We start from the raw sequence: 18,792 nt of genomic DNA on the forward strand, positions 1-18,792 counted from the left end.
GACTGAGAACAGGGGAGAGGGAAACGCGAACATGGGCGTGGTCCTGCAAGTGATCCATATCGCGTTGATGTGTTTCCTCATCGTGCTGATCTTCCGACTGGTCATGGACTACGTCTTCCAGTTCGCCCGCTCATGGCAACCCGGCAAGGCGATGGTGGTCGTTCTGGAGGCCACCTACACTGTCACCGATCCACCGCTCAAGCTTCTGCGGCGGTTCATTCCGCCGCTGCGTCTCGGGGGCGTGGCGCTCGACCTGTCCTTCTTCGTGTTGATGATCATCGTCTACATCCTGATCACCGTCGTGAGCAAGCTGTGAGCGCGATGTCAACTACGTTCTTGCCGAATGCCGACGAATACGTTGAGGTGAAGAGATGCCGCTGACCCCCGAGGACGTGCGGAACAAGCAGTTCACGACCGTCCGCCTCCGAGAAGGCTATGACGAGGACGAGGTCGATGCCTTCCTAGATGAGGTCGAGGCCGAACTGACCCGTCTGCTCCGCGAGAACGAGGACCTGCGCGCCAAGCTGGCCGCGGCCACGCGTGCCGCCGCGCAGAACCAGCAGCAGGGCGGCATGCGCAAGGGTCCCGGCGGTCCTGGTGGCCCCGGCGGCCCCGGTGGACCCGAGGGCCCGCAGGACCAGCGCGGCCCCGGCGCCCCCGTGCCCGCCGCAATATCGGGTCCGCAGCCGGTGCCGCCGCAGCAGCAGCACCCGATGGGCGGTCCGCCGCAGCTTCCGGGCGGTGCGCCGCAGTTGCCCGCGGGACCCAGTGGGCACGGCCCGCAGGGTGGTCCGCAGGGCCAGGGCCAGATGGGTCAGGGTCAAATGGGTCAGGGGCAGATGGGCCAGGGTCAGATGGGCCAGGGCCCGATGGGTCAGGGTCCGGGTCCGATGGGCCAGGGTCCGATGGGTCAGGGTCAGATGGGTGGCCCGATGGGCGGTCCCATGGGCGGCCACGGTCCGCAGATGCCCCAGCCCGGACAGGGCCCCGGCGGCGACAGCGCCGCCCGTGTCCTCTCCCTCGCGCAGCAGACCGCCGACCAGGCGATCGCGGAGGCCCGTTCCGAGGCCAACAAGATCGTCGGCGAGGCCCGTTCGCGCGCCGAGGGGCTGGAGCGGGACGCCCGTGCCAAGGCCGACGCCCTGGAGCGGGACGCGCAGGAGAAGCACCGCGTCGCGATGGGCTCCCTGGAGTCCGCCCGCGCCACGCTGGAGCGCAAGGTCGAGGACCTGCGGGGCTTCGAGCGTGAGTACCGCACGCGTCTGAAGTCCTACCTGGAGTCGCAGCTTCGTCAGCTCGAGACGCAGGCCGATGACTCGCTGGCCCCGCCGCGGACTCCGGCGACCGCCTCGCTGCCGCCGTCCCCGACGCCTTCCATGGCATCGGCCGGCGCGGGTGCCCCGTCCTACGGCGGCAACCAGTCGATGGGGGGCAACCAGTCCCCGGGCGCGCCGTCCTACGGTGGGCAGCAGCAGATGTCGCCGGCGATGACGCAGCCGATGGCGCCGGTGCGGCCGCAGGGGCAGCAGCCCATGCAGCAGGCTCCGTCTCCGATGCGTGGGTTCCTCATTGATGAGGACGACAACTGACGGCCCTCAGTACGCCCTAGGCGTCGGCAGTTTTACAGGGCGGAGCCCCCGGTGTTTTCCGGGGGCTCCGCCCTTTTGTGCGCACGCCCGCGTTACGGGCACCCGGCGCCGGGGCTGGGTACGACAAAGGCCCGGTCTTGGCCGGGTGAGCGGCGGAGACCGGGCCTTCGGGGGCGCCGTTACGCCTTGCGGAGGCGGAAGGTGAGGTTCAGGGCGTCGTCCTTGAAGGGCTCGCCGTAGGTGTCGTCCGCCTCGCCGGAGGCGAAGTCCGTGGCGAGGACCTCGTCGGCGATGAGGGCGGCGTGGTCCGTGAGGGCCGTGGCCGTGGCCTCGTCCGTGGCGGCCCAGCGCAGGGCGATCCGGTCCGCCACGTCCAGGCCGCTGTTCTTGCGGGCCTCCTGGATCAGGCGGATGGCGTCGCGGGCCAGGCCCGCCCGCCGCAGCTCGTCCGTGAGCTCCAGATCGAGGGCGACCGTGGCGCCGGAGTCGGACGCCACCGACCAGCCCTCGCGCGGGGTCTCGGTGATGATGACCTCGTCCGGGGCGAGGCTCACCTGCTCGCCGTCGACCTCCACCGACGCCGTGCCCGCGCGCAGGGCGAGGGACAGGGCGGCCGCGTCGGCCTCGGCGACGGCCTTGGCGACCGCCTGGACGCCCTTGCCGAAACGCTTGCCGAGGGCTCGGAAGTTGGCCTTGGCGGTGGTGTCGACCAGGGAGCCGCCGACGTCGGAGAGCGACGCCAGGGAGGAGACGTTCAGCTCCTCGGTGATCTGGGCGCGCAGCTCCGGGTCGAGCGACTCGAAGCCCGACGCCGCGATCAGCGCGCGGGACAGCGGCTGGCGGGTCTTGACGCCCGACTCCGCGCGCGTGGCCCGGCCGAGCTCGACCAGGCGGCGCACGAGGACCATCTGCTTCGAAAGGTCCGGGTCGATCGCCGACAGGTCCGCCTCCGGCCAGGAGGACAGGTGCACCGACTCCGGGGCGCCCGGCGTGACCGGCACGACCAGGTCCTGCCAGACGCGCTCCGTGATGAACGGCGTCAGCGGGGCGAGCAGGCGCGTGACCGTCTCGATGACCTCGTGCAGCGTGCGCAGCGCGGCCGCGTCACCCTGCCAGAAGCGGCGCCGCGAGCGGCGGACGTACCAGTTGGAGAGGTTGTCCACGAAGGCGGAGAGCAGCTTGCCCGCGCGCTGGGTGTCGTAGGCGTCCAGGGCCTGCGTCACCTGGTCCGTGAGCGCGTGCAGCTCGCTGAGCAGCCAGCGGTCGAGGAGCGGACGGTCGGCGGGGGCCGGGTCGGTGTCCGAGGGGGCCCACTGCGACGTACGGGCGTACAGCGCCTGGAAGGCCGCGGTGTTCCAGTACGTCAGGAGGGTCTTGCGGACGACTTCCTGGATGGTGCCGTGGCCGACGCGGCGGGCCGCCCACGGGGAGCCGCCGGCCGCCATGAACCAGCGGACCGCGTCGGCGCCGTGCTGGTCCATGAGCGGGATCGGCTGCAGGATGTTGCCCAGGTGCTTGGACATCTTGCGGCCGTCCTCGGCGAGGATGTGGCCGAGACAGACGACGTTCTCGTACGACGACTTGTCGAACACCAGGGTGCCGACCGCCATCAGCGTGTAGAACCAGCCGCGGGTCTGGTCGATGGCCTCGCTGATGAACTGGGCGGGGTAGCGGCTCTCGAAGAGCTCCTTGTTCTTGTACGGGTAGCCCCACTGCGCGAACGGCATCGAGCCCGAGTCGTACCAGGCGTCGATGACCTCCGGCACGCGCACCGCTTCGAGGGCGCAGCCCTTGTGGGTGCAGGTGAAGGTGACGTCGTCGATGAAGGGGCGGTGGGGGTCGAGGTCCGACTGGTCGGTGCCGGTCAGCTCGGTGAGTTCCGCGCGCGAGCCGACGCAGGTGAGGTGGTTCTCCGCGCAGCGCCAGATGGGCAGCGGGGTGCCCCAGTAGCGGTTGCGGGACAGCGCCCAGTCGACGTTGTTGGTCAGCCAGTCGCCGAAGCGGCCGTGCTTGACCGAGTCGGGGAACCAGTTGGTCTTCTCGTTCTCCTCCAGGAGCCGGTCCTTGACGGCCGTGGTGCGGATGTACCAGGACGGCTGGGCGTAGTAGAGGAGCGCGGTGTGGCAGCGCCAGCAGTGCGGGTAGCTGTGCTCGTACGCGATGTGCCGGAAGAGCAGGCCGCGGTCGGCCAGGTCCTTGGTGAGGCTCTCGTCCGCCTTCTTGAAGAAGACGCCGCCCACGAGCGGGACGTCCTCCTCGAAGGTGCCGTCCGGGCGGACCGGGTTCACGACCGGCAGGCCGTAGGAACGGCAGACCTTCAGGTCGTCCTCACCGAAGGCGGGGGACTGGTGGACGAGGCCCGTGCCGTCCTCGGTGGTGACGTAGTCCGCGTTGACGACGTAGTGCGCCTCCGCGGGGAAGGGGACCAGCTCGAAGGGGCGCTGGTAGGTCCAGCGCTCCATCTCGGTGCCGGTGAAGGACTGCCCCGTGGCCTCCCAGCCCTCGCCGAGGGCCTTCTCCAGGAGGGGCTCGGCGACGACCAGCTTCTCCTTGCCGTCGGTCGCCACCACGTAGGTGACGTCCGGGTGCGCGGCGACGGCCGTGTTGGACACCAGCGTCCACGGGGTGGTCGTCCACACCAGGAGGGCGGCCTCGCCCGCGAGGGGGCCGCCGGTGAGCGGGAAGCGGACGTAGACGGACGGGTCGACGACCGTCTCGTAGCCCTGCGCCAGCTCGTGGTCCGACAGGCCCGTGCCGCAGCGGGGGCACCAGGGGGCGACGCGGTGGTCCTGGACGAGCAGGTCCTTGTTGAAGATCTCCTTCAGGGACCACCAGACGGAGTCGACGTACTCCGGGTTCATCGTGCGGTACGCCTCGTCGAGGTCGACCCAGTAGCCCATGCGGGTCGTGAGCTCGGCGAAGGCGTCGGTGTGCCGGGTCACCGACTCGCGGCACTTGGCGTTGAACTCGGCGATGCCGTACGCCTCGATGTCCTTCTTGCCGTTGAACCCGAGTTCCTTCTCGACGGCCAGCTCGACGGGCAGGCCGTGGCAGTCCCAGCCGGCCTTGCGGGCGACGTGGTAGCCGCGCATGGTGCGGAAGCGCGGGAAGACGTCCTTGAAGACGCGGGCCTCGATGTGGTGGGCGCCGGGCATGCCGTTGGCCGTGGGCGGGCCCTCGTAGAACACCCACTCGGGGCGGCCCTCGGACTGCTCCAGGCTCTTGGCGAAGATCTTCTGCTCGCGCCAGAAGTCGAGCACGGCGTGCTCCAGGGCGGGCAGGTCGACCTGGGCCGGCACCTGGCGGTACTGCGGGGGCGGTGTCATGTTCGCGCTTCCTCCGGCGGACGTTCTTCCCTTCCGTCGGAGGGACGAGAGGCTGCGCTGCTGCGCTCCCGCGGTACCACCCTCCTTGGCCTTCCTGGCGCTCGTGGCGCCCTGGCAGGCCCCCTCATTGGGGTCGCGATGCCGGGTCTACTCGCCGCGTCCGCCCCGGCTCGGGGCTGCTGCGGCTTTCTTCCGGCGGCTCCGGGGTGATCTTCACGTCGCGCTCGCCCCCGGGCTCACACCGTCCCCGGGTCGCTCCTGGCCGCGTACGCCGCTACTCGTCCCCATCCACGCTTCTCGCTCCGGTCAGTGTACGGCGCCGGGGCGGGGGCGGCCGACCGGTTTTCGGCGGGCCGGGTGGAACGGGGGTTTTCGGCGGGGCCGGGCGGGGTGGGGTGGCGGGCCCGCACTGACCCGAATGGCGAGACGCCCGCCGACGGGTCCTCGCGCGCTGTCCTCGGCGGATTTACGGGGCGGGGAGCTGGGCACAACGCTTGCAGGCTCGTCGCGCGGCCCCCGCGGGGCGGGTGCATCGGGCGGCGTGCCCCGTTGCCGCGGGCGTGGGGTCGATTTATCGTCCCAGCACGATTCGCGTGCAAGATCACAATATGTGAAGGGGCCGCGGCCATGGTGGCGAAAAAGACCGCCGGACATCAGCCGGCGTCGAACAGATCCACCGGCGCGGGAGCCGCTGGGGCGGCTGGGTCTGCGGGGGGTAAGGCCGCCCGCGCGGTCAAGACGGTGCGGGCGGGTGGGGTGTCCTCCTCGACGGGGTCGAAGAAGACCTTCGCCCCGCCCAGGAAGACGTCGAAGACCGCTGCCGCGGGGGTTGCCGCCTCTGCCGAGGAGGTCTCTGCCGAGAAGGGCGGCGGTGCGGAGGAGAAGGCTGCCGCCACGAAGGCTGCCCCTACGAAGGCGGCTGCCACAGAGGCGGCTGCTACGAAGAGGGCTGCCAAGACGGCTGCCGCGAAGACGTCTGCCAAGAAGGTGGGCGCCAGCAAAGTGGCTGCCAAGGGGGCGGGTGTCAGCAAAGCGGGTGCCAAGGAGCCAGCCACTAGCAGGGCGGCTGCCAAGACGGCTGCCGTGAAGACGGCCGCCGTCAAGACGACTGCCAAGGAGACGGGCGCTAGCAAATCGGGTGCCAAGGAGGCAGGCGCTAGCAAAGTGGCTGGCAAGGAGGCGGGTGCCAGCAAAGCTGGTGCCAAGGAGGCGGGCGCCAGTAAGGCGGCTGCCAAGGAGGCAGGCACCAGCAAAGTGGCTGGCAAGGAGGCGGGTGCCAGCAAAGCCGGTGCCAAGAAGGCGGCTGCCAAGGGGGCGGGTGGCGGCGAGACGGCTGTCGGTGCGAAGGCGGGCGCCACGAAGGGTGGGGGCGAGAAGGCTGCCGCTCAGAAGGCCGTAGGTGTGCGGTCGGGTGAGGTGGGGGGAGTGGGCGGGGAGGTGGAGGGCGGGGTGACTGCGTCCAAGAAGGCGACGGGCGCCGCCAAGGGCCCCGGGGCCGGAAAGCGTACGGCCAGGAAGACGGCCGCGTCCGCGGCCGACGGTGCGGCTCAGGCCGCGGAGACGACGGGAGCCACGACGGTGGTTGCGAAGAAGACTCCGGGCACGGCGACGGCGGCGAAGAAGCCGGATGCGGTGCCCAAGGCGCGGGCCGCGGCGGCGGCGCCCGGCGAACTCGCGGTGCGGCCCGGCGAGGACCCGTGGACCCCGGCGGAGGTCGCCGAGGCACGGACGGAGCTGACGTCCGAGACGATGCGGCTGCGGACCGAGATCGAGGCGTCCGAGACGGCCCTCGCGGGCCTGATGCGGGACTCGGGGGACGGCGCGGGCGACGACCAGGCGGACACCGGCACCAAGAACATCACCCGGGAGCACGAGATGGCGCTCGCCGCCAACGCCCGGGAGATGCTGGAGCAGACGGAACGCGCCCTCGAGCGCCTCGACGCGGGCACGTACGGCCTCTGCGAGAACTGCGGCAACCCCATCGGCAAGGCACGCATGCAGGCCTTCCCGCGCGCCACCCTGTGCGTGGAGTGCAAGCAGAAGCAGGAACGGCGCTACTGAGCGTGGCCTGGACGCCGTGCACCGTACGTGTGTGCCGTACCCTCGTCCCCAGTCAGGTACCTAGGTCGAGGGACTCACGTGGCAGAGGCGGAGCGCATCATCGGTACGCCGGACATCCCTGAGGCGTCGGGAGCCGGACCGGAGCAGTCCGATTCCGGCGCCACGGGAGGACCCGGCCCCAAGGACGGCGCGTCGCCCAAGGGCGAGGAGCTCGCGGACGAGCGCCCCAAGGGGCGGCGCAAGATCGCCGTCCTGTTCGGCGTGGCCCTGTTCGCGTACGCCCTCGACCTGATCAGCAAGATGATCGTGGTCGCCAAGCTGGAGCACCACGACTCGATCGAGGTCGTCGGCGACCTGCTGCGCTTCAGCGCCATCCGCAACGCGGGCGCCGCGTTCGGCTTCGGTGAGGCGTACACCATCATCTTCACGGTGATCGCCACGGCCGTGATCGTCGTGATCGCCCGCCTCGCCCGCAAGCTGTACAGCCTGCCCTGGGCGATCGCGCTCGGCCTGCTCCTCGGCGGCGCCCTCGGCAACCTCACCGACCGGATCTTCCGCTCGCCCGGCCTCTTCAAGGGCGCGGTGGTCGACTTCATCGCGCCGAAGAACTTCGCGGTGTTCAACCTCGCGGACTCCGCGATCGTCTGCGGCGGCATCCTGATCGTGCTGCTCTCCTTCCGCGGGCTCGACCCCGACGGCACCGTGCACAAGGACTGACACCCCTCCTGCATACTCGTGGGGTGAGCACGATTCCCGAGATCCGTACCCTGCCCGTACCTGACGGCCTTGAGGGCGAGCGCGTCGACGCCGCCATCTCGCGCATGTTCGGTTTCTCCCGTACGAAGGCCGCCGAGCTCGCGGCCGCAGGCAAGGTGCTGGTCGACGGCGCGGTGGCCGGCAAGTCCGAGCGCGTGCACGGCGGAGCCTGGCTGGAGGTGGAGATGCCGCAGGCGGCCGCCCCGGTGCAGATCGTCGCCGAGCCCGTCGAGGGCATGGAGATCGTGCACGACGACGAGGACATCGTCGTGATCGTCAAGCCGGTGGGCGTGGCCGCGCACCCGAGCCCCGGCTGGACGGGCACGACCGTGATCGGTGGCCTGGCCGCCGCCGGATACCGCGTCTCGACGTCCGGCGCCGCCGAGCGCCAGGGCATCGTGCACCGCCTGGACGTGGGCACCTCCGGCCTGATGGTCGTCGCCAAGTCGGAGCGGGCGTACACCTCGCTGAAGCGACAGTTCAAGGAGCGCACGGTCGACAAGCGCTACCACGCCCTGGTGCAGGGCCACCCCGACCCCATGAGCGGCACCATCGACGCCCCCATCGGCCGCCACCCGAACCACGACTACAAGTGGGCGGTCACGGCCGAGGGCAAGCCCTCCGTCACGCACTACGACCTGATCGAGGCCTTCCGCGCCGCCTCCCTGCTCGACATCAAGCTGGAGACGGGCCGCACCCATCAGATCCGTGTGCACATGTCGGCGCACCGGCACCCCTGCGTGGGCGACTTGACGTACGGCGCCGACCCCACGCTCGCCAAGCGCCTCGGCCTCACCCGCCAGTGGCTGCACGCGATGCGGCTCGGCTTCGAGCACCCCGGCGACGGCCAGTGGGCGGAGTTCGAGAGCGGCTACCCCGACGACCTCCAGCAGGCGCTCGACCGGGTCCGCGCGGAGAGCGCGTGACCGCCGCGGACGACGTCCGCCGCGCCGGGGTGACCTGCCGGGTCGCGGAGGACCAGGGGGACCTGGACGCCTGTTTCGCCGTGCGCAAGGAGGTCTTCGTCGCCGAGCAGGGGGTGCCGGAGGACCTGGAGTACGACGAGTACGACGCGGGGGCCGTGCACGTGCTCGCCGTGCGGGCCGGTGACGGGGTGCCCGTGGGGGCGGGGCGGCTGCTCACCGGTGCCGCCGCTGTCGTGAAGAACGGTGACCCGGACACGGGTGTGGGGGCCCTCGGCCGGCTCGCCGTGGTGCGCTCCGCGCGGGGACTCGGGGCCGGGGCCGCGCTGGTCGGGGCCATCGAGGAGGCCGCCCGCGCGCGCGGGCTCACCGCCGTCGACCTGCACGCGCAGACGCATGCGCTGGGGTTCTACGAACGCCTCGGGTACGTGGCGTACGGGGCGGAGTTCCTCGACGCGGGGATCGAGCACCTGGCCATGCGCAAGGCGCTGCGTTAGTCGTTCGGCTCGATCGAGCGGGGTGCGTGGCAAGGTTGAGGGACTGATCGTTCTCGTCTCCCACCGCCGGAGGGCACCCCGTGGATCAACTGGCACTGCTGCTCCTGCTGTTGCTGGGGGCTCTGGTCACCGTGCCGGTGGGGGACCGGATCGGGCTGCCCGCGCCGGTGCTCATGACGCTCGTCGGGGGCGTCCTCGCCTTTGTGCCGTTCGTGCCCAACGTCGACGTACCGCCCGACCTCATCCTGCCGCTCGTCCTGCCGCCGCTCCTGTACGCGGCCGTGCAGCGCACGTCGTGGCGGCAGTTCGCGGCCAACATCCGGCCGATCCTGCTGCTCGCCGTGGCACTGGTGTTCGTGACCACGGCGGCCGTCGCCGCCGTCGCGAACGCCGTGGTGCCGGGCCTCCCGCTGGTCGCCGCCGTCGCGCTCGGCGCGCTCGTCGCCCCGCCGGACCCGGTGGCCGCGACCGCCGTCGCCGGGTCGCTCGGGCTGCCACGGCGGCTCGTGTCGATCCTGGAGGGCGAGGGCCTCTTCAACGACGTGACCGCCATCGTGCTGTACCACGTGGCGATCGCCGCCGCCGTCAGCGGCGACTTCTCCTGGTCCGCGGCCGCGGGACAGCTCGTGCTCTCGGCCGTCGTCGCCGTGGCCGTCGGCCTCGTACTCGGCTGGCTCTCCAACAAGCTGATGGCCCTGCTCGACGACGCCACCCTGCAGACCGGTCTGACGCTCCTCGTGCCGTTCGTCGCCTATGTGCTCGCCGAGGAGCTCCTTGGCTCCGGCGTCCTCGCCGTCCTGACCACCGCGCTCTACCTCGCGGAGAAGGCCACCGACGCGGACGACGTACTCGGCCGGATCACCGGACAGTCCTTCTGGCAGATCGTCGACACGCTCGTCACCGGTGTCGCCTTCGGCCTCATCGGGCTCGAACTGCACAACGTCTTCGGCACGGCCGACGGACGCGAGTGGGAGATGGCGGGCTGGGGCGCCGCCATCGTCGCCGTCGTCGTCGGCGTACGGCTGCTGTGGCTGCTTCCGGCCACCTGGCTCGCCAAGCGGCTGCACAAGCGCAGGGACTACGACGAGGAGATCCCGACCAGTTGGCGTGAGACCGTCGTCATGTGGTGGTCGGGGATGCGTGGCGTGGCGTCGGTCGCGCTGGCTCTCGCCATTCCGCTGAAGACGGACGACGGGGCTCCGTTCCCCGCCAGGGACGAGATCGTCTTCATCGCCTTCTGTGTGATCGTCGCGACGCTCGTCGCACAGGGCCTCACCCTGCCGTGGCTGGTGAAGAAGCTCGGCGTGCGGGCCGACACCGACGCCGAGCGGGAACTGGAGCGCGAGCTCGCGGTGCGCGCCGCCAAGGCCGCCAAGGCGCGCCTGAAGGAGATCGAGGACGTCGAGGAGCTGCCCGAGGAGATCTCCGAGCGGCTGCTGCGCGGCGCCTTCGACATCGGCGCCCGGATCAGCCCGGACATCGTGGACGACGAGCGCCGCGAGCGGCACATCAAGCGCGTCGACCGGATGAAGGCCTTCCAGCGCGTCCAGCGCGAGATGATGTCGGCCGCCCGCCACGAGGTCCTGTCCGCGCGCAGCGAACCCGGCTACGACCCGGAGATCGTGGACCGGGTGCTGCACCACCTCGACGTACGCAGCCTGCGCTGACGCCGAGCGGCCGCCCCCTCCCGGAGGTCAGGGGGCGGCCGCCGTGTTCCGGTGCCGTCAGCCGCGGCCCGTGCGCGGCACGTGCGGCGTCACCGGACGCGGACGGTCCCCGTTCGGCGACTCCGCCGCCCAGGCCGTGTTGACCCGGGGCAGCGCGTACGGATGGTGCTCGGTCAGCCAGGCGACCATCCGCTCGCGCACCGTGACCCGCACCGTCCAGATGTCGTCGGCGTCCTTGGCGGTCACCAGGGCCCGCACCTGGACGGTGTTCGGGGTGGTGTCGGTGACGGCGAGGCCCCAGTCACGGCCGTCCCAGGCCGCGCAGTCGCGCAGGATCTCCTGCAGCTTCTCCCGCATGGCCGCCACCGGGGCCGTGTGGTCGAGCTGGAAGAAGACGGTGCCGGTCATCTGGGCCCCGCCGCGGGACCAGTTCTCGAACGGTTTCGACGTGAAGTACGACACCGGCATCGTGATCCGCCGCTCGTCCCAGGTCCGTACGGTCAGGAACGTCAGCGTGATCTCGTCGACGACACCCCACTCGCCGTCGACCACCACCGTGTCGCCTATCCGCACCATGTCGCCGAAGGCGATCTGCAGCCCCGCGAAGAGGTTGCCGAGGGTGGACTGGGCGGCCACACCGGCGACGATGCCGAGGATGCCCGCGGAGGCGAGCAGCGAGGTCCCGGCCGCCTGCATGGCGGGGAAGGTCAGCAGCATCGCGGCGACCGCCACCACCCCCACGATGGCCGCGACCACCCGCTGGATCAGCGTGACCTGCGTACGGACGCGCCGGACCCGGGCCGGGTCGCGGTGCGCGTGGGCGTAGCGCGCGTACGAGGACTCCACCACGGCGGCCGAGCCCCGCACGGCCAGCCAGGCCACCGAGCCTATGAGCACAAGGGTGAGCGTTCTGGCGAGGCCCGCGGTGTGCTCCTTGGCGATCTCCGCCTGCGAGTACGAGCCCCGCAGCAGAGCCGTGCACATGACCACCTGTAGCGGCACCCGGCAGCGACGGAGCAGCCCCCACAGCGGTTGGTGGGGGCGCCGGGCGTCGGCACGCCGCAGCACCCAGTCGGCCAGCCAGCCGACGGCCAGCGTGAGCACGACCGAGCCGCCGACGACGATCAACGGACGCAGTACGTTCTCCATGCCTCCGAGGGTAGGTGCACGTGCGCCCCGACCTGGAAGGCAGGTGGCACGATGGCTCCATGAACATCATGCTCTTCCATTCGGCGTACGGGCTGCGGCCCGCGGTGCACGCGGCGGCCGACCAACTGCGCGCGGCAGGTCACGAGGTGTGGACGCCCGACCTCTTCGAGGGCCGCACCTTCGAGACCGTCGAGGAAGGGCTGGCCTTCAGGGAGGAGCTCGGCACCGACGAGCTCCTGAAGCGCGCGGTGCTCGCCGCCGCGCCCTACTCCGAGCGGGGCCTGGTGTACGCGGGCTTCTCGCTGGGCGCCGCCACCGCGCAGACCCTCGCCCTCGGCGACGACAAGGCGCGCGGCCTGCTCCTGCTGCACGGCACCTCGGACATCGCCGAGAACGCGTCCGTGGCCGACCTGCCGGTCCAGTTGCACGTCGCCGAGCCGGACGCGTTCGAGACGGACGACTGGCTCAGCGCCTGGTACCTGCGGATGGGCCGCGCCGGGGCCGACGTGGAGGTCTACCGCTATCCGGGCGCGGGACACCTGTACACCGACCCGGACCTGGACGACTACGACGCCGAGGCGGCGGAGGCGACATGGCGTACGGCGCTGGGATTCCTCGACAGCCTGTAGGCACGTACCAGCGGCGGCGGCACCCGCTCAGGAGCGCGTGCGGCGCCCCACCGGGCTGCTCGCGGGCGGCTTGCAGCGCAGCCCCACGTCCGCGCCGCTGTCACTGAGACGGCGCCCCAGGCACGCCCTTCCCGTGGTGCGGCCGTGCGCGCCGCGCAGAACCGCAGCGCCGTGCGCCCGTCGGCGAAGGGGCCGGGCGCGTAGAACACCCAGAAGCCCGGACGCAGCGAGGCGTAGTCGTCGCTGTGCGGGTACCGCGCCTGCGGCACCGCCCTGCGCAGGGCGGCGAGCTTGCGGTCGCGCGTGGCGGCGGACGAGCTGTCCGGCTCGGAGTGCAACTGCGCGATCCAGCGCCCGGCCGCGGGCGGAGCCGACGAGGCGGGTCCGGAGCCGGCCGACGACCCGGCCGACGACCCGGCCGACGACCCGGCCGACGGGCCGGGCGGGGGCCGGGCGGGGAGCCGCCCGACGGGCCGGGCGGGCAGCCGGGCGGCGACCCGGTCGCGGCGGAGGGTGGCGGGGCGGGCGCCGAGGCGGACGGCGTGCGGGCCCTGTCGGTGGGCCGCCCGGCCGGATCCGAGGTGCGGGACGCTCCGGTTGCGGCACTGCTCGTACCGCGGCCGCCGCCCTCGGCGCCGTCGCTCCCGCCGTCCCGCAGCGCCAGTGCCAGCGCCGTCCCCGCCACGAGTGCGACGGCCACCGAGACCGCGGCCACGATCACCGGCGTGCGCCGCCGGGCGTCACCCGCGAGGGACGGGCCTGGCCTCGGCGCGGTCTCGGGGGGCTGTCACGACACTCCCTCCGCCACCGCCGTGAGCATCCCGTCGAGCCGGTCCGCCGTGGGCCGCAGCGCCGGGTCCCGTACGAGGAGTGCCCGCAGGACCGGCGCGAGCGGGCCCGAGCGCACCGGTGGCGGCACCGGCTCGTCGAGCACCGCGGCCAGCGTGGCCAGGGTGGAGGCGCGGCGCAGCGGACTCACGTTCCTCCGCGAGGCCTCCTGCCCCCGCACCTCCCGCGGGGCCTCACCAGCCGGTTCAGGGCCCGCCGGTTCAGGACGCGGGGGCTCCGGGCCTGAAGGCTCCGGTCCCCCAGGCTCCGGTCCGCGAGGCTCCGGTCCCCGAGGCTCCGGTCCCCGAGGCTCCGGTCCGCGAGGCCGTGGGCCCTGAGGCAGGACCTCCTCGGCGCCACCTCGCGGTGCAGCACGGTGTCGCGCGCCCGCCACACCGTGCCCATGCCACCGCTGCCGAGCCGCTCCAGCAGTTCGAAGGGCCCGTCGACCATGTCCCCACGGCCACTCATGGGCGACAGGGCAGGGGCTAGCGCACCGGCGCGTGCACCCGCTCGACCTTCTGCGTTCCGCTCAAGGTGCGGTACGAACGTGCCCACGACGAGGTCGCGTGCGGGTCGGTGCGGTCGGAGAGGACGTAGTAGTCCATCTGGGACCGCTCCTTGGTGACGTCCAGGACGCCGTATCCGTGGGAGTCCATGTCCAGGTACTTCACATGGCGGTTGGCGGCCTTGATCGCGGCGACGCCGACGAGCGAGAGGGTGTGCGGCGCGACGTTCAGGAAGTCGTCGACGTTGTCGGAGGTCACGGACGTGACGACGAACTCCGTGGCCACGGACGGCGACGCCGGGTACGTGGCGGCGGTCACCGGCACGTCGTTGGCCCACGCCATGTGGATGTCACCGGTCAGGAAGACCGTGTTCCGGACGGCCTTGTCGCGCAGGTGCCCGATCAGCTCCTTGCGGTCGTGGGTGTAGCCGTCCCACTGGTCGGTGTTGACGGCGAGACCGCCCTCGGGCAGGCCGAGCAGCTCCGCGAGCGGCTTCAGGAGATACGCGGGCAGGGAGCCGAAGGCGACCGGTGAGATCATCACCGAGGTGCCGACCAACTGCCAGGTGGCGTTCGACGCGGTCAGGCCGGACTTCAGCCAGTCGAGCTGGGCGCGGCCCGTGATCGTCCGCGTGGGGGAGTCGACATCGCCGCTGCCGACGCCCGCCTGCTGCGAGCGGAACGAGCGCAGGTCGAGCAGGTGCAGCTCGGCAAGGCTGCCGAAGCGCAGCCGGCGGTAGACGGTGCCCTCGGTGGCCGGGCGCACCGGCATCCACTCGAAGTAGGCCTGCTTGGCGGCGGCCACGCGTGCGGCCCAGGGGCCCTCCGTGTCCGGGGTGTGGTTCTCCGCGCCGCCGGACCAGGCGTCGTTGGCGACCTCGTGGTCGTCCCAGATCGCGATCACCGGGTGCGTGCCGTGCATCGCCTGCGCGTCGGGGTCGGTCTTGTGGGCGCCGTGCCGGGTCCGGTAGTCGGCGAGGGTGAGGATCTCGTGCCGGGGCCGGTGCTCGCGTACGACGTCGCCCGAGGAGGCGAAGCCGCCGGACGCGTACTCGTAGAGGTAGTCGCCGAGGTGCAGGACCGCGTCGAGTTCGGTGCGCGCGGCCAGGTGGCGGTAGGCGGAGAAGTACCCGGCCTCCCAGTTGGAGCAGGACACGAGGCCGAAGCGGACCCCGGCCGCGGAGGCGTCGTGGGCGGGCGCGGTCCGGGTGCGGCCCACGGGGGAGCGCACCGGCGACTCGCTGTCCCCGTTGCCTCCGTTGCCCTCCTTGCCGACGATGAAGCGGTAGTAATAGGTGCTCGCCGGGCGCAGGCCCCTTACATCGGCCTTGACGGTGTGGTCGCCCGCGGCCTTCGCCGAGAGCGCGCCGCTGCCGACGACCCGGGTGAAGCCCTTGTCCTCGGCCACCTCCCAGCGCACCTCGACGTCCGGGCCCCTGCCGGACCCCGGGGTGGCGTCGGGTGTCGGGGTGACGCGCGTCCACAGCAGGACGCCGTCGGGCAGCGGGTCGCCGGAGGCGACACCGTGCAGGAAGGCGGGGCCGTCGGCGGCGCGGGCGGCCGGTATCGCCGCGAGCGGGGCGGCGAGGGCGGCGGTGGCGGCCGCCGCCTTGACGACGGTGCGGCGGCGCGGGGCGCGGGAGGCGTCCGGGGATCTCTCGGAAACCTCGGCGGGCGCAACGGAGTTGTTGTCTATTCGACTGGTCACAGGGCGGACCCTACGGACCGGTAACGGCGAAGAGCGGGCGACTGCCGAAAGTTCGCCCGCTCTTCCGCAACACGCCTACTGCGCTTGCGTGATAACTCCTGGATCAGCCCTTGATCTCCGCGTCGACGGCCTTGTTGAACTCCTCGACGGTCATCGGCGCGTTCCTGCCGTCGGCGCCCTTGAGCTGCTTGCCGTTCATGACGACGGCCGGGGTGCCCTCGACCTTGTCCTCGTTGTCGCCGAACGCGTCCGAGACCTCCAGGGCCCAGCGGTCGTACGTGCCGTCCTCGACCGCCTTCTTGAAGGCCGCGCTCTTCTTGAGCTCGGGCACCTCGTTCGCGATCTTCAGCAGGTAGGAGTCGTCCTTGAACTTGTCGTCCTGCTCGGCCGGGTGGTTGTCGGTCGAGTACAGCGCCTTCTTGTAGGCGAGGAAGGCGTCGGGGGAGACGTTCAGGGCGGCACCGAGTGCGCTCATCGCGTTGCGGGAGCCCTCACCGGGGAAGCTGTTGTCGAGGAAGGTGGCGCCGACGAACTGGACCTTGTACTTGCCGTCCTTGAGGTCCTTCTCGACCGTCGGGCCCACGGTCTGCTCGAAGCTCGCGCAGATGGGGCAGCGCGGGTCCTCGTAGATCTTCAGGGTCTTCTTGGCGCTCGCCTTGCCGACGATGACGGTCGTGCCGTTCGCGCCGCTGGTGTTGGCCGGCTTGACCAGCTTCTGGTCCTTGGCCTCGTCCCAGTAGCCGGGCTTGTTGTTCTGCATGACGGCGTACGAGACACCGCCCGCGATGGCGAGGACACCGAGGATGGAGGCGCCGACGAGGATCGACCGCTTGCGCTTCTCGCGCCGGCGCTCGGCCTCCTGCTGGGCGCGGATCCGCTCGCGGGCCGCCTGCTTGGATGCCTGGCTGTTGCGCTTGCTCATGATTCTTCTCCGTGGTGTGGCAGGGGGGACACTGCTGTGCTCAGGCGAATGCGGCCGAGCACGGCGGTCCACGCCGTCCCACGATGTGCACGAGCAGTCTGCTGCGGACGACCGGCGCCCGGCGGACGGGGCGCGGCAGGCGGCGCGCGGGCTCGCCGCGCGGGGCCACCGCCGCGACCGCGAGGATCAGCGGCCGGAACGTCGCCGCGGCAGCGGCGCGCAGCAGTCCGGCGACGGCACGCTCACCGCGCCCGAGCCAGGAGGCCGCGAGCAGCCCGGTCCCGACGTGCGCGGCGAGCAGCAGCCAGGCCGCGGCGGGGTCGGCGTCGGCGAGCACCGCGGCGGCGCCGTGACTCTCGCCGCCCGCCATCCGGGCCAGGGGCGTGCCGACGCTGCCGCCGCCGCACAGCACGTCGAAGCCGACGGAGCGCAGCGGGCCCGCGACCGGGCCGCCCGCCTGGCCGTAACAGACGTGCTGGCCCGCCGTGAACACCGTGTCCGCGGCGAGTTCCAGCGGGATGAGCAGGGTGGCGATCGCGCCGAAGCCGCGCTCGCGCCCCGCGAGGGCGTACGCGAGTCCGAAGACGGCGGCGCTCACCGCGGCGACCGGGATGAGCGGCAGCGGGGCGCGGGACAGCAGGACGTGCGACGCGGCGGAGAGCGTCACGACAAGGGCCGTGAACACTGCCGCGCGCGCCACTCTCCACTGGGTCCCTGATATGTCCATCGCGCAGTTGAGTGTGCCATGTGCCGTCGTAAGAGACCCCTAAAGGGTCCCTGTGGAAGTCCCTGCGGAAGTCCCTGTGCATCCGACGACCGGCCGCATCGGGGCTACAGGCCCGGGATGCGGCCGTTGCGGAAGAGGTCGACGAAGATCTGGTGGTCCGCGCGGGCCCGTGCGCCGTAGCTGTGCGCGAAGTCCACCAGGAGGTCGGCGAAGCCCGCCTCGTCGGCGGCGATGGCGGCGTCGATGGCGCGCTCCGTGGAGAACGGCACCAGGTCGGAGTGGCCGCTCTCGTCGTCCGCCGCGGAGTGCATCGTCGCCGTGGCCCGGCCCAGGTCGGCCACCACCGCGGAGATCTCCTCCACGTCGTCGATGTCCGACCAGTCGAGGTCCACCGCGTACGGCGAGACCTCGGCGACGAGCTGGCCCGTGCCGTTCAGCTCGGTCCAGCCGAGCCAGGGGTCGGCGTGCGCCTGCAGGGCCCGCTGCGAGATGACCGTGCGGTGGCCCTCGTGCTGGAAGTAGTCGCGGATCGCGGGGTCCGTGATGTGCCGGGAGACCGCCGGGGTCTGGGCCTGCTTGAGATAGATCACGACGTCGTTCTCCAGGGCGTCGCTGTTGCCCTCGAGCAGGATGTTGTACGACGGCAGGCCCGCGGAGCCGATGCCGATGCCGCGGCGGCCCACGACGTCCTTCACGCGGTAGGAGTCCGGGCGGGCCAGGGAGGACTCGGGGAGGGTCTCCAGATAGCCGTCGAAGGCGGCAAGGACCTTGTACCGGGTGGCGGCGTCGAGCTCGATGGAGCCGCCGCCGGACGCGAAGCGGCGCTCGAAGTCACGGATCTCCGTCATCGAGTCCAGGAGCTCGAAGCGGGTCAGGGAGCGGGCCGCGCGCAGGGCGTCGAGGAGCGGGCCCTCGGCGGTGTCCAGGGTGAAGGGCGGCACCTCGTCGCTCTTCGCGCCCGTCGCCAGGTCGTGGACGCGCTCGCGGTACGCCGCGGCGTAGGTGCGCACGAGGTCCGTGATCTGCTCGTCGCTGAGCGCCTTGGTGTAGCCGATCAGGGCCAGGGAGGCAGCGAGGCGCTTCAGGTCCCAGGTGAAGGGGCCCACGTACGCCTCGTCGAAGTCGTTGACGTTGAAGATCAGGCGGCCCTGGGAGTCCATGTACGTGCCGAAGTTCTCCGCGTGCAGGTCGCCGTGGATCCACACCCGGCCCGTGCGGTCGTCCACGTAGGGACCGCCGTGCTTCCCGCCGTCCGCGTGCTCGCCCTCCAGGTCGTGGTAGAAGAGGCAGGCCGTGCCGCGGTAGAAGGCGAAGGCAGAGGCCGCCATCTTCCGGAACTTCACCCGGAACGCTGCGGGGTCGGCGGCGAGCAGCTCGCCGAACGCGGTGCCGAAGACGGCGAGGATCTCCTCGCCGCGCTGGTCGGCGGGGGGCTGCGGGACCGACATCGGGGGGTGCCTCCTGGTGCATGACATGGGGGGGACGGCTCTCCGCCCTCCTCT

Annotated in this window: 17 protein-coding genes; 8 read left to right on the forward strand and 9 right to left on the reverse strand. The window is 71.8% G+C overall.

All coding sequences use genetic code 11. The annotated features are described in order from the left end of the window. Window positions 1-31 precede the first annotated feature (31 nt). Together IG78_RS0118140 and IG78_RS0118145 are read left to right on the forward strand one after the other, a co-directional pair. Window positions 32-316, forward strand: a complete 285-nt coding sequence (locus tag IG78_RS0118140) for a YggT family protein (protein WP_030564396.1) — start codon at window positions 32-34, stop codon at window positions 314-316. A 55-nt stretch (window positions 317-371) separates the two neighbouring features. Next, window positions 372-1,589, forward strand: a complete 1,218-nt coding sequence (locus tag IG78_RS0118145) for a DivIVA domain-containing protein (protein WP_030564398.1) — start codon at window positions 372-374, stop codon at window positions 1,587-1,589. A gap of 179 nt (window positions 1,590-1,768) precedes the next feature. Here the strand turns inward: IG78_RS0118145 and ileS are convergent, their stop codons facing one another. Next, on the reverse strand, window positions 1,769-4,915 hold the full coding sequence (gene ileS / locus IG78_RS0118150) for an isoleucine--tRNA ligase (RefSeq protein WP_030564400.1): 3,147 nt from the start codon (window positions 4,913-4,915) through the stop codon (window positions 1,769-1,771). Between the two features lie 653 nt (window positions 4,916-5,568). Continuing rightward, window positions 5,569-6,030: a hypothetical protein gene (locus IG78_RS52430; RefSeq protein ID WP_051852731.1), complete on the reverse strand. Its 462-nt coding sequence runs from the start codon at window positions 6,028-6,030 to the stop codon at window positions 5,569-5,571. A gap of 49 nt (window positions 6,031-6,079) precedes the next feature. Between IG78_RS52430 and IG78_RS52435 the strand changes: the two genes are divergently transcribed. The 5 genes from IG78_RS52435 (at window position 6,080) to IG78_RS0118180 (ending at window position 10,819) form a co-directional block, all read left to right on the forward strand. Further along, the gene (locus IG78_RS52435; protein WP_347400154.1) at window positions 6,080-6,976 is read left to right on the forward strand and encodes a TraR/DksA family transcriptional regulator; all 897 of its coding nucleotides are present in this window, start codon (window positions 6,080-6,082) and stop codon (window positions 6,974-6,976) included. A 78-nt stretch (window positions 6,977-7,054) separates the two neighbouring features. Then, the gene (lspA, locus tag IG78_RS0118165; protein ID WP_030564406.1) at window positions 7,055-7,693 is read left to right on the forward strand and encodes a signal peptidase II; all 639 of its coding nucleotides are present in this window, start codon (window positions 7,055-7,057) and stop codon (window positions 7,691-7,693) included. Between the two features lie 23 nt (window positions 7,694-7,716). Continuing rightward, window positions 7,717-8,658 (forward strand): RluA family pseudouridine synthase, encoded by a 942-nt coding sequence (locus IG78_RS0118170; RefSeq protein ID WP_030564408.1) that lies wholly within the window; start codon window positions 7,717-7,719, stop codon window positions 8,656-8,658. Further along, on the forward strand, window positions 8,655-9,152 hold the full coding sequence (locus tag IG78_RS0118175; protein WP_404827739.1) for a GNAT family N-acetyltransferase: 498 nt from the start codon (window positions 8,655-8,657) through the stop codon (window positions 9,150-9,152). Before IG78_RS0118170 ends, IG78_RS0118175 begins: the two co-directional genes overlap by 4 nt. 80 nt (window positions 9,153-9,232) lie before the next feature. Beyond that, window positions 9,233-10,819 carry a Na+/H+ antiporter gene (locus tag IG78_RS0118180; RefSeq protein ID WP_030564412.1) on the forward strand — a complete coding sequence of 529 codons (1,587 nt, stop codon included), beginning with the start codon at window positions 9,233-9,235 and terminating at the stop codon, window positions 10,817-10,819. A gap of 57 nt (window positions 10,820-10,876) precedes the next feature. Here IG78_RS0118180 and IG78_RS0118185 read toward each other — a convergent pair whose 3' ends face one another. Further along, window positions 10,877-11,968: a mechanosensitive ion channel family protein gene (locus IG78_RS0118185; RefSeq protein WP_030564414.1), complete on the reverse strand. Its 1,092-nt coding sequence runs from the start codon at window positions 11,966-11,968 to the stop codon at window positions 10,877-10,879. Between the two features lie 59 nt (window positions 11,969-12,027). On the opposite strand from IG78_RS0118185, the gene IG78_RS0118190 reads away from it, so the two are divergent. Then, entirely contained in the window at window positions 12,028-12,597 is a 570-nt protein-coding gene (locus IG78_RS0118190) for a dienelactone hydrolase family protein (RefSeq protein WP_030564416.1), read from the forward strand. Here the strand turns inward: IG78_RS0118190 and IG78_RS49235 are convergent. From IG78_RS49235 to IG78_RS0118220, 6 genes are all read right to left on the reverse strand, one after another. Then, a complete protein-coding gene (locus tag IG78_RS49235) occupies window positions 12,534-12,935 on the reverse strand; it encodes a hypothetical protein (protein ID WP_157855808.1) in 402 nt (133 codons plus the stop codon). The genes IG78_RS0118190 and IG78_RS49235 overlap by 64 nt on opposite strands. Before the next feature lie 449 nt (window positions 12,936-13,384). Further along, a complete protein-coding gene (locus IG78_RS48100) occupies window positions 13,385-13,576 on the reverse strand; it encodes a hypothetical protein (protein WP_051852732.1) in 192 nt (63 codons plus the stop codon). Window positions 13,577-13,913: 337 nt separating this feature from the next. Next, window positions 13,914-15,629, reverse strand: a complete 1,716-nt coding sequence (locus IG78_RS0118205) for an alkaline phosphatase D family protein (protein WP_051852747.1) — start codon at window positions 15,627-15,629, stop codon at window positions 13,914-13,916. Between the two features lie 115 nt (window positions 15,630-15,744). Continuing rightward, window positions 15,745-16,563, reverse strand: coding sequence for a thioredoxin domain-containing protein (locus IG78_RS0118210; RefSeq protein ID WP_030564423.1), 819 nt, complete (start codon window positions 16,561-16,563; stop codon window positions 15,745-15,747). Window positions 16,564-16,603: 40 nt separating this feature from the next. After that, window positions 16,604-17,290 (reverse strand): hypothetical protein, encoded by a 687-nt coding sequence (locus tag IG78_RS0118215; RefSeq protein ID WP_030564425.1) that lies wholly within the window; start codon window positions 17,288-17,290, stop codon window positions 16,604-16,606. Window positions 17,291-17,394: 104 nt separating this feature from the next. Continuing rightward, window positions 17,395-18,738: a DUF2252 domain-containing protein gene (locus IG78_RS0118220; RefSeq protein WP_030564427.1), complete on the reverse strand. Its 1,344-nt coding sequence runs from the start codon at window positions 18,736-18,738 to the stop codon at window positions 17,395-17,397. Window positions 18,739-18,792: the final 54 nt, after the last annotated feature.

Origin of the sequence: Streptomyces aureocirculatus (assembly GCF_000720475.1) — a bacterium.
GTDB classification, from domain to species: Bacteria; Actinomycetota; Actinomycetes; order Streptomycetales; family Streptomycetaceae; genus Streptomyces; species Streptomyces aureocirculatus.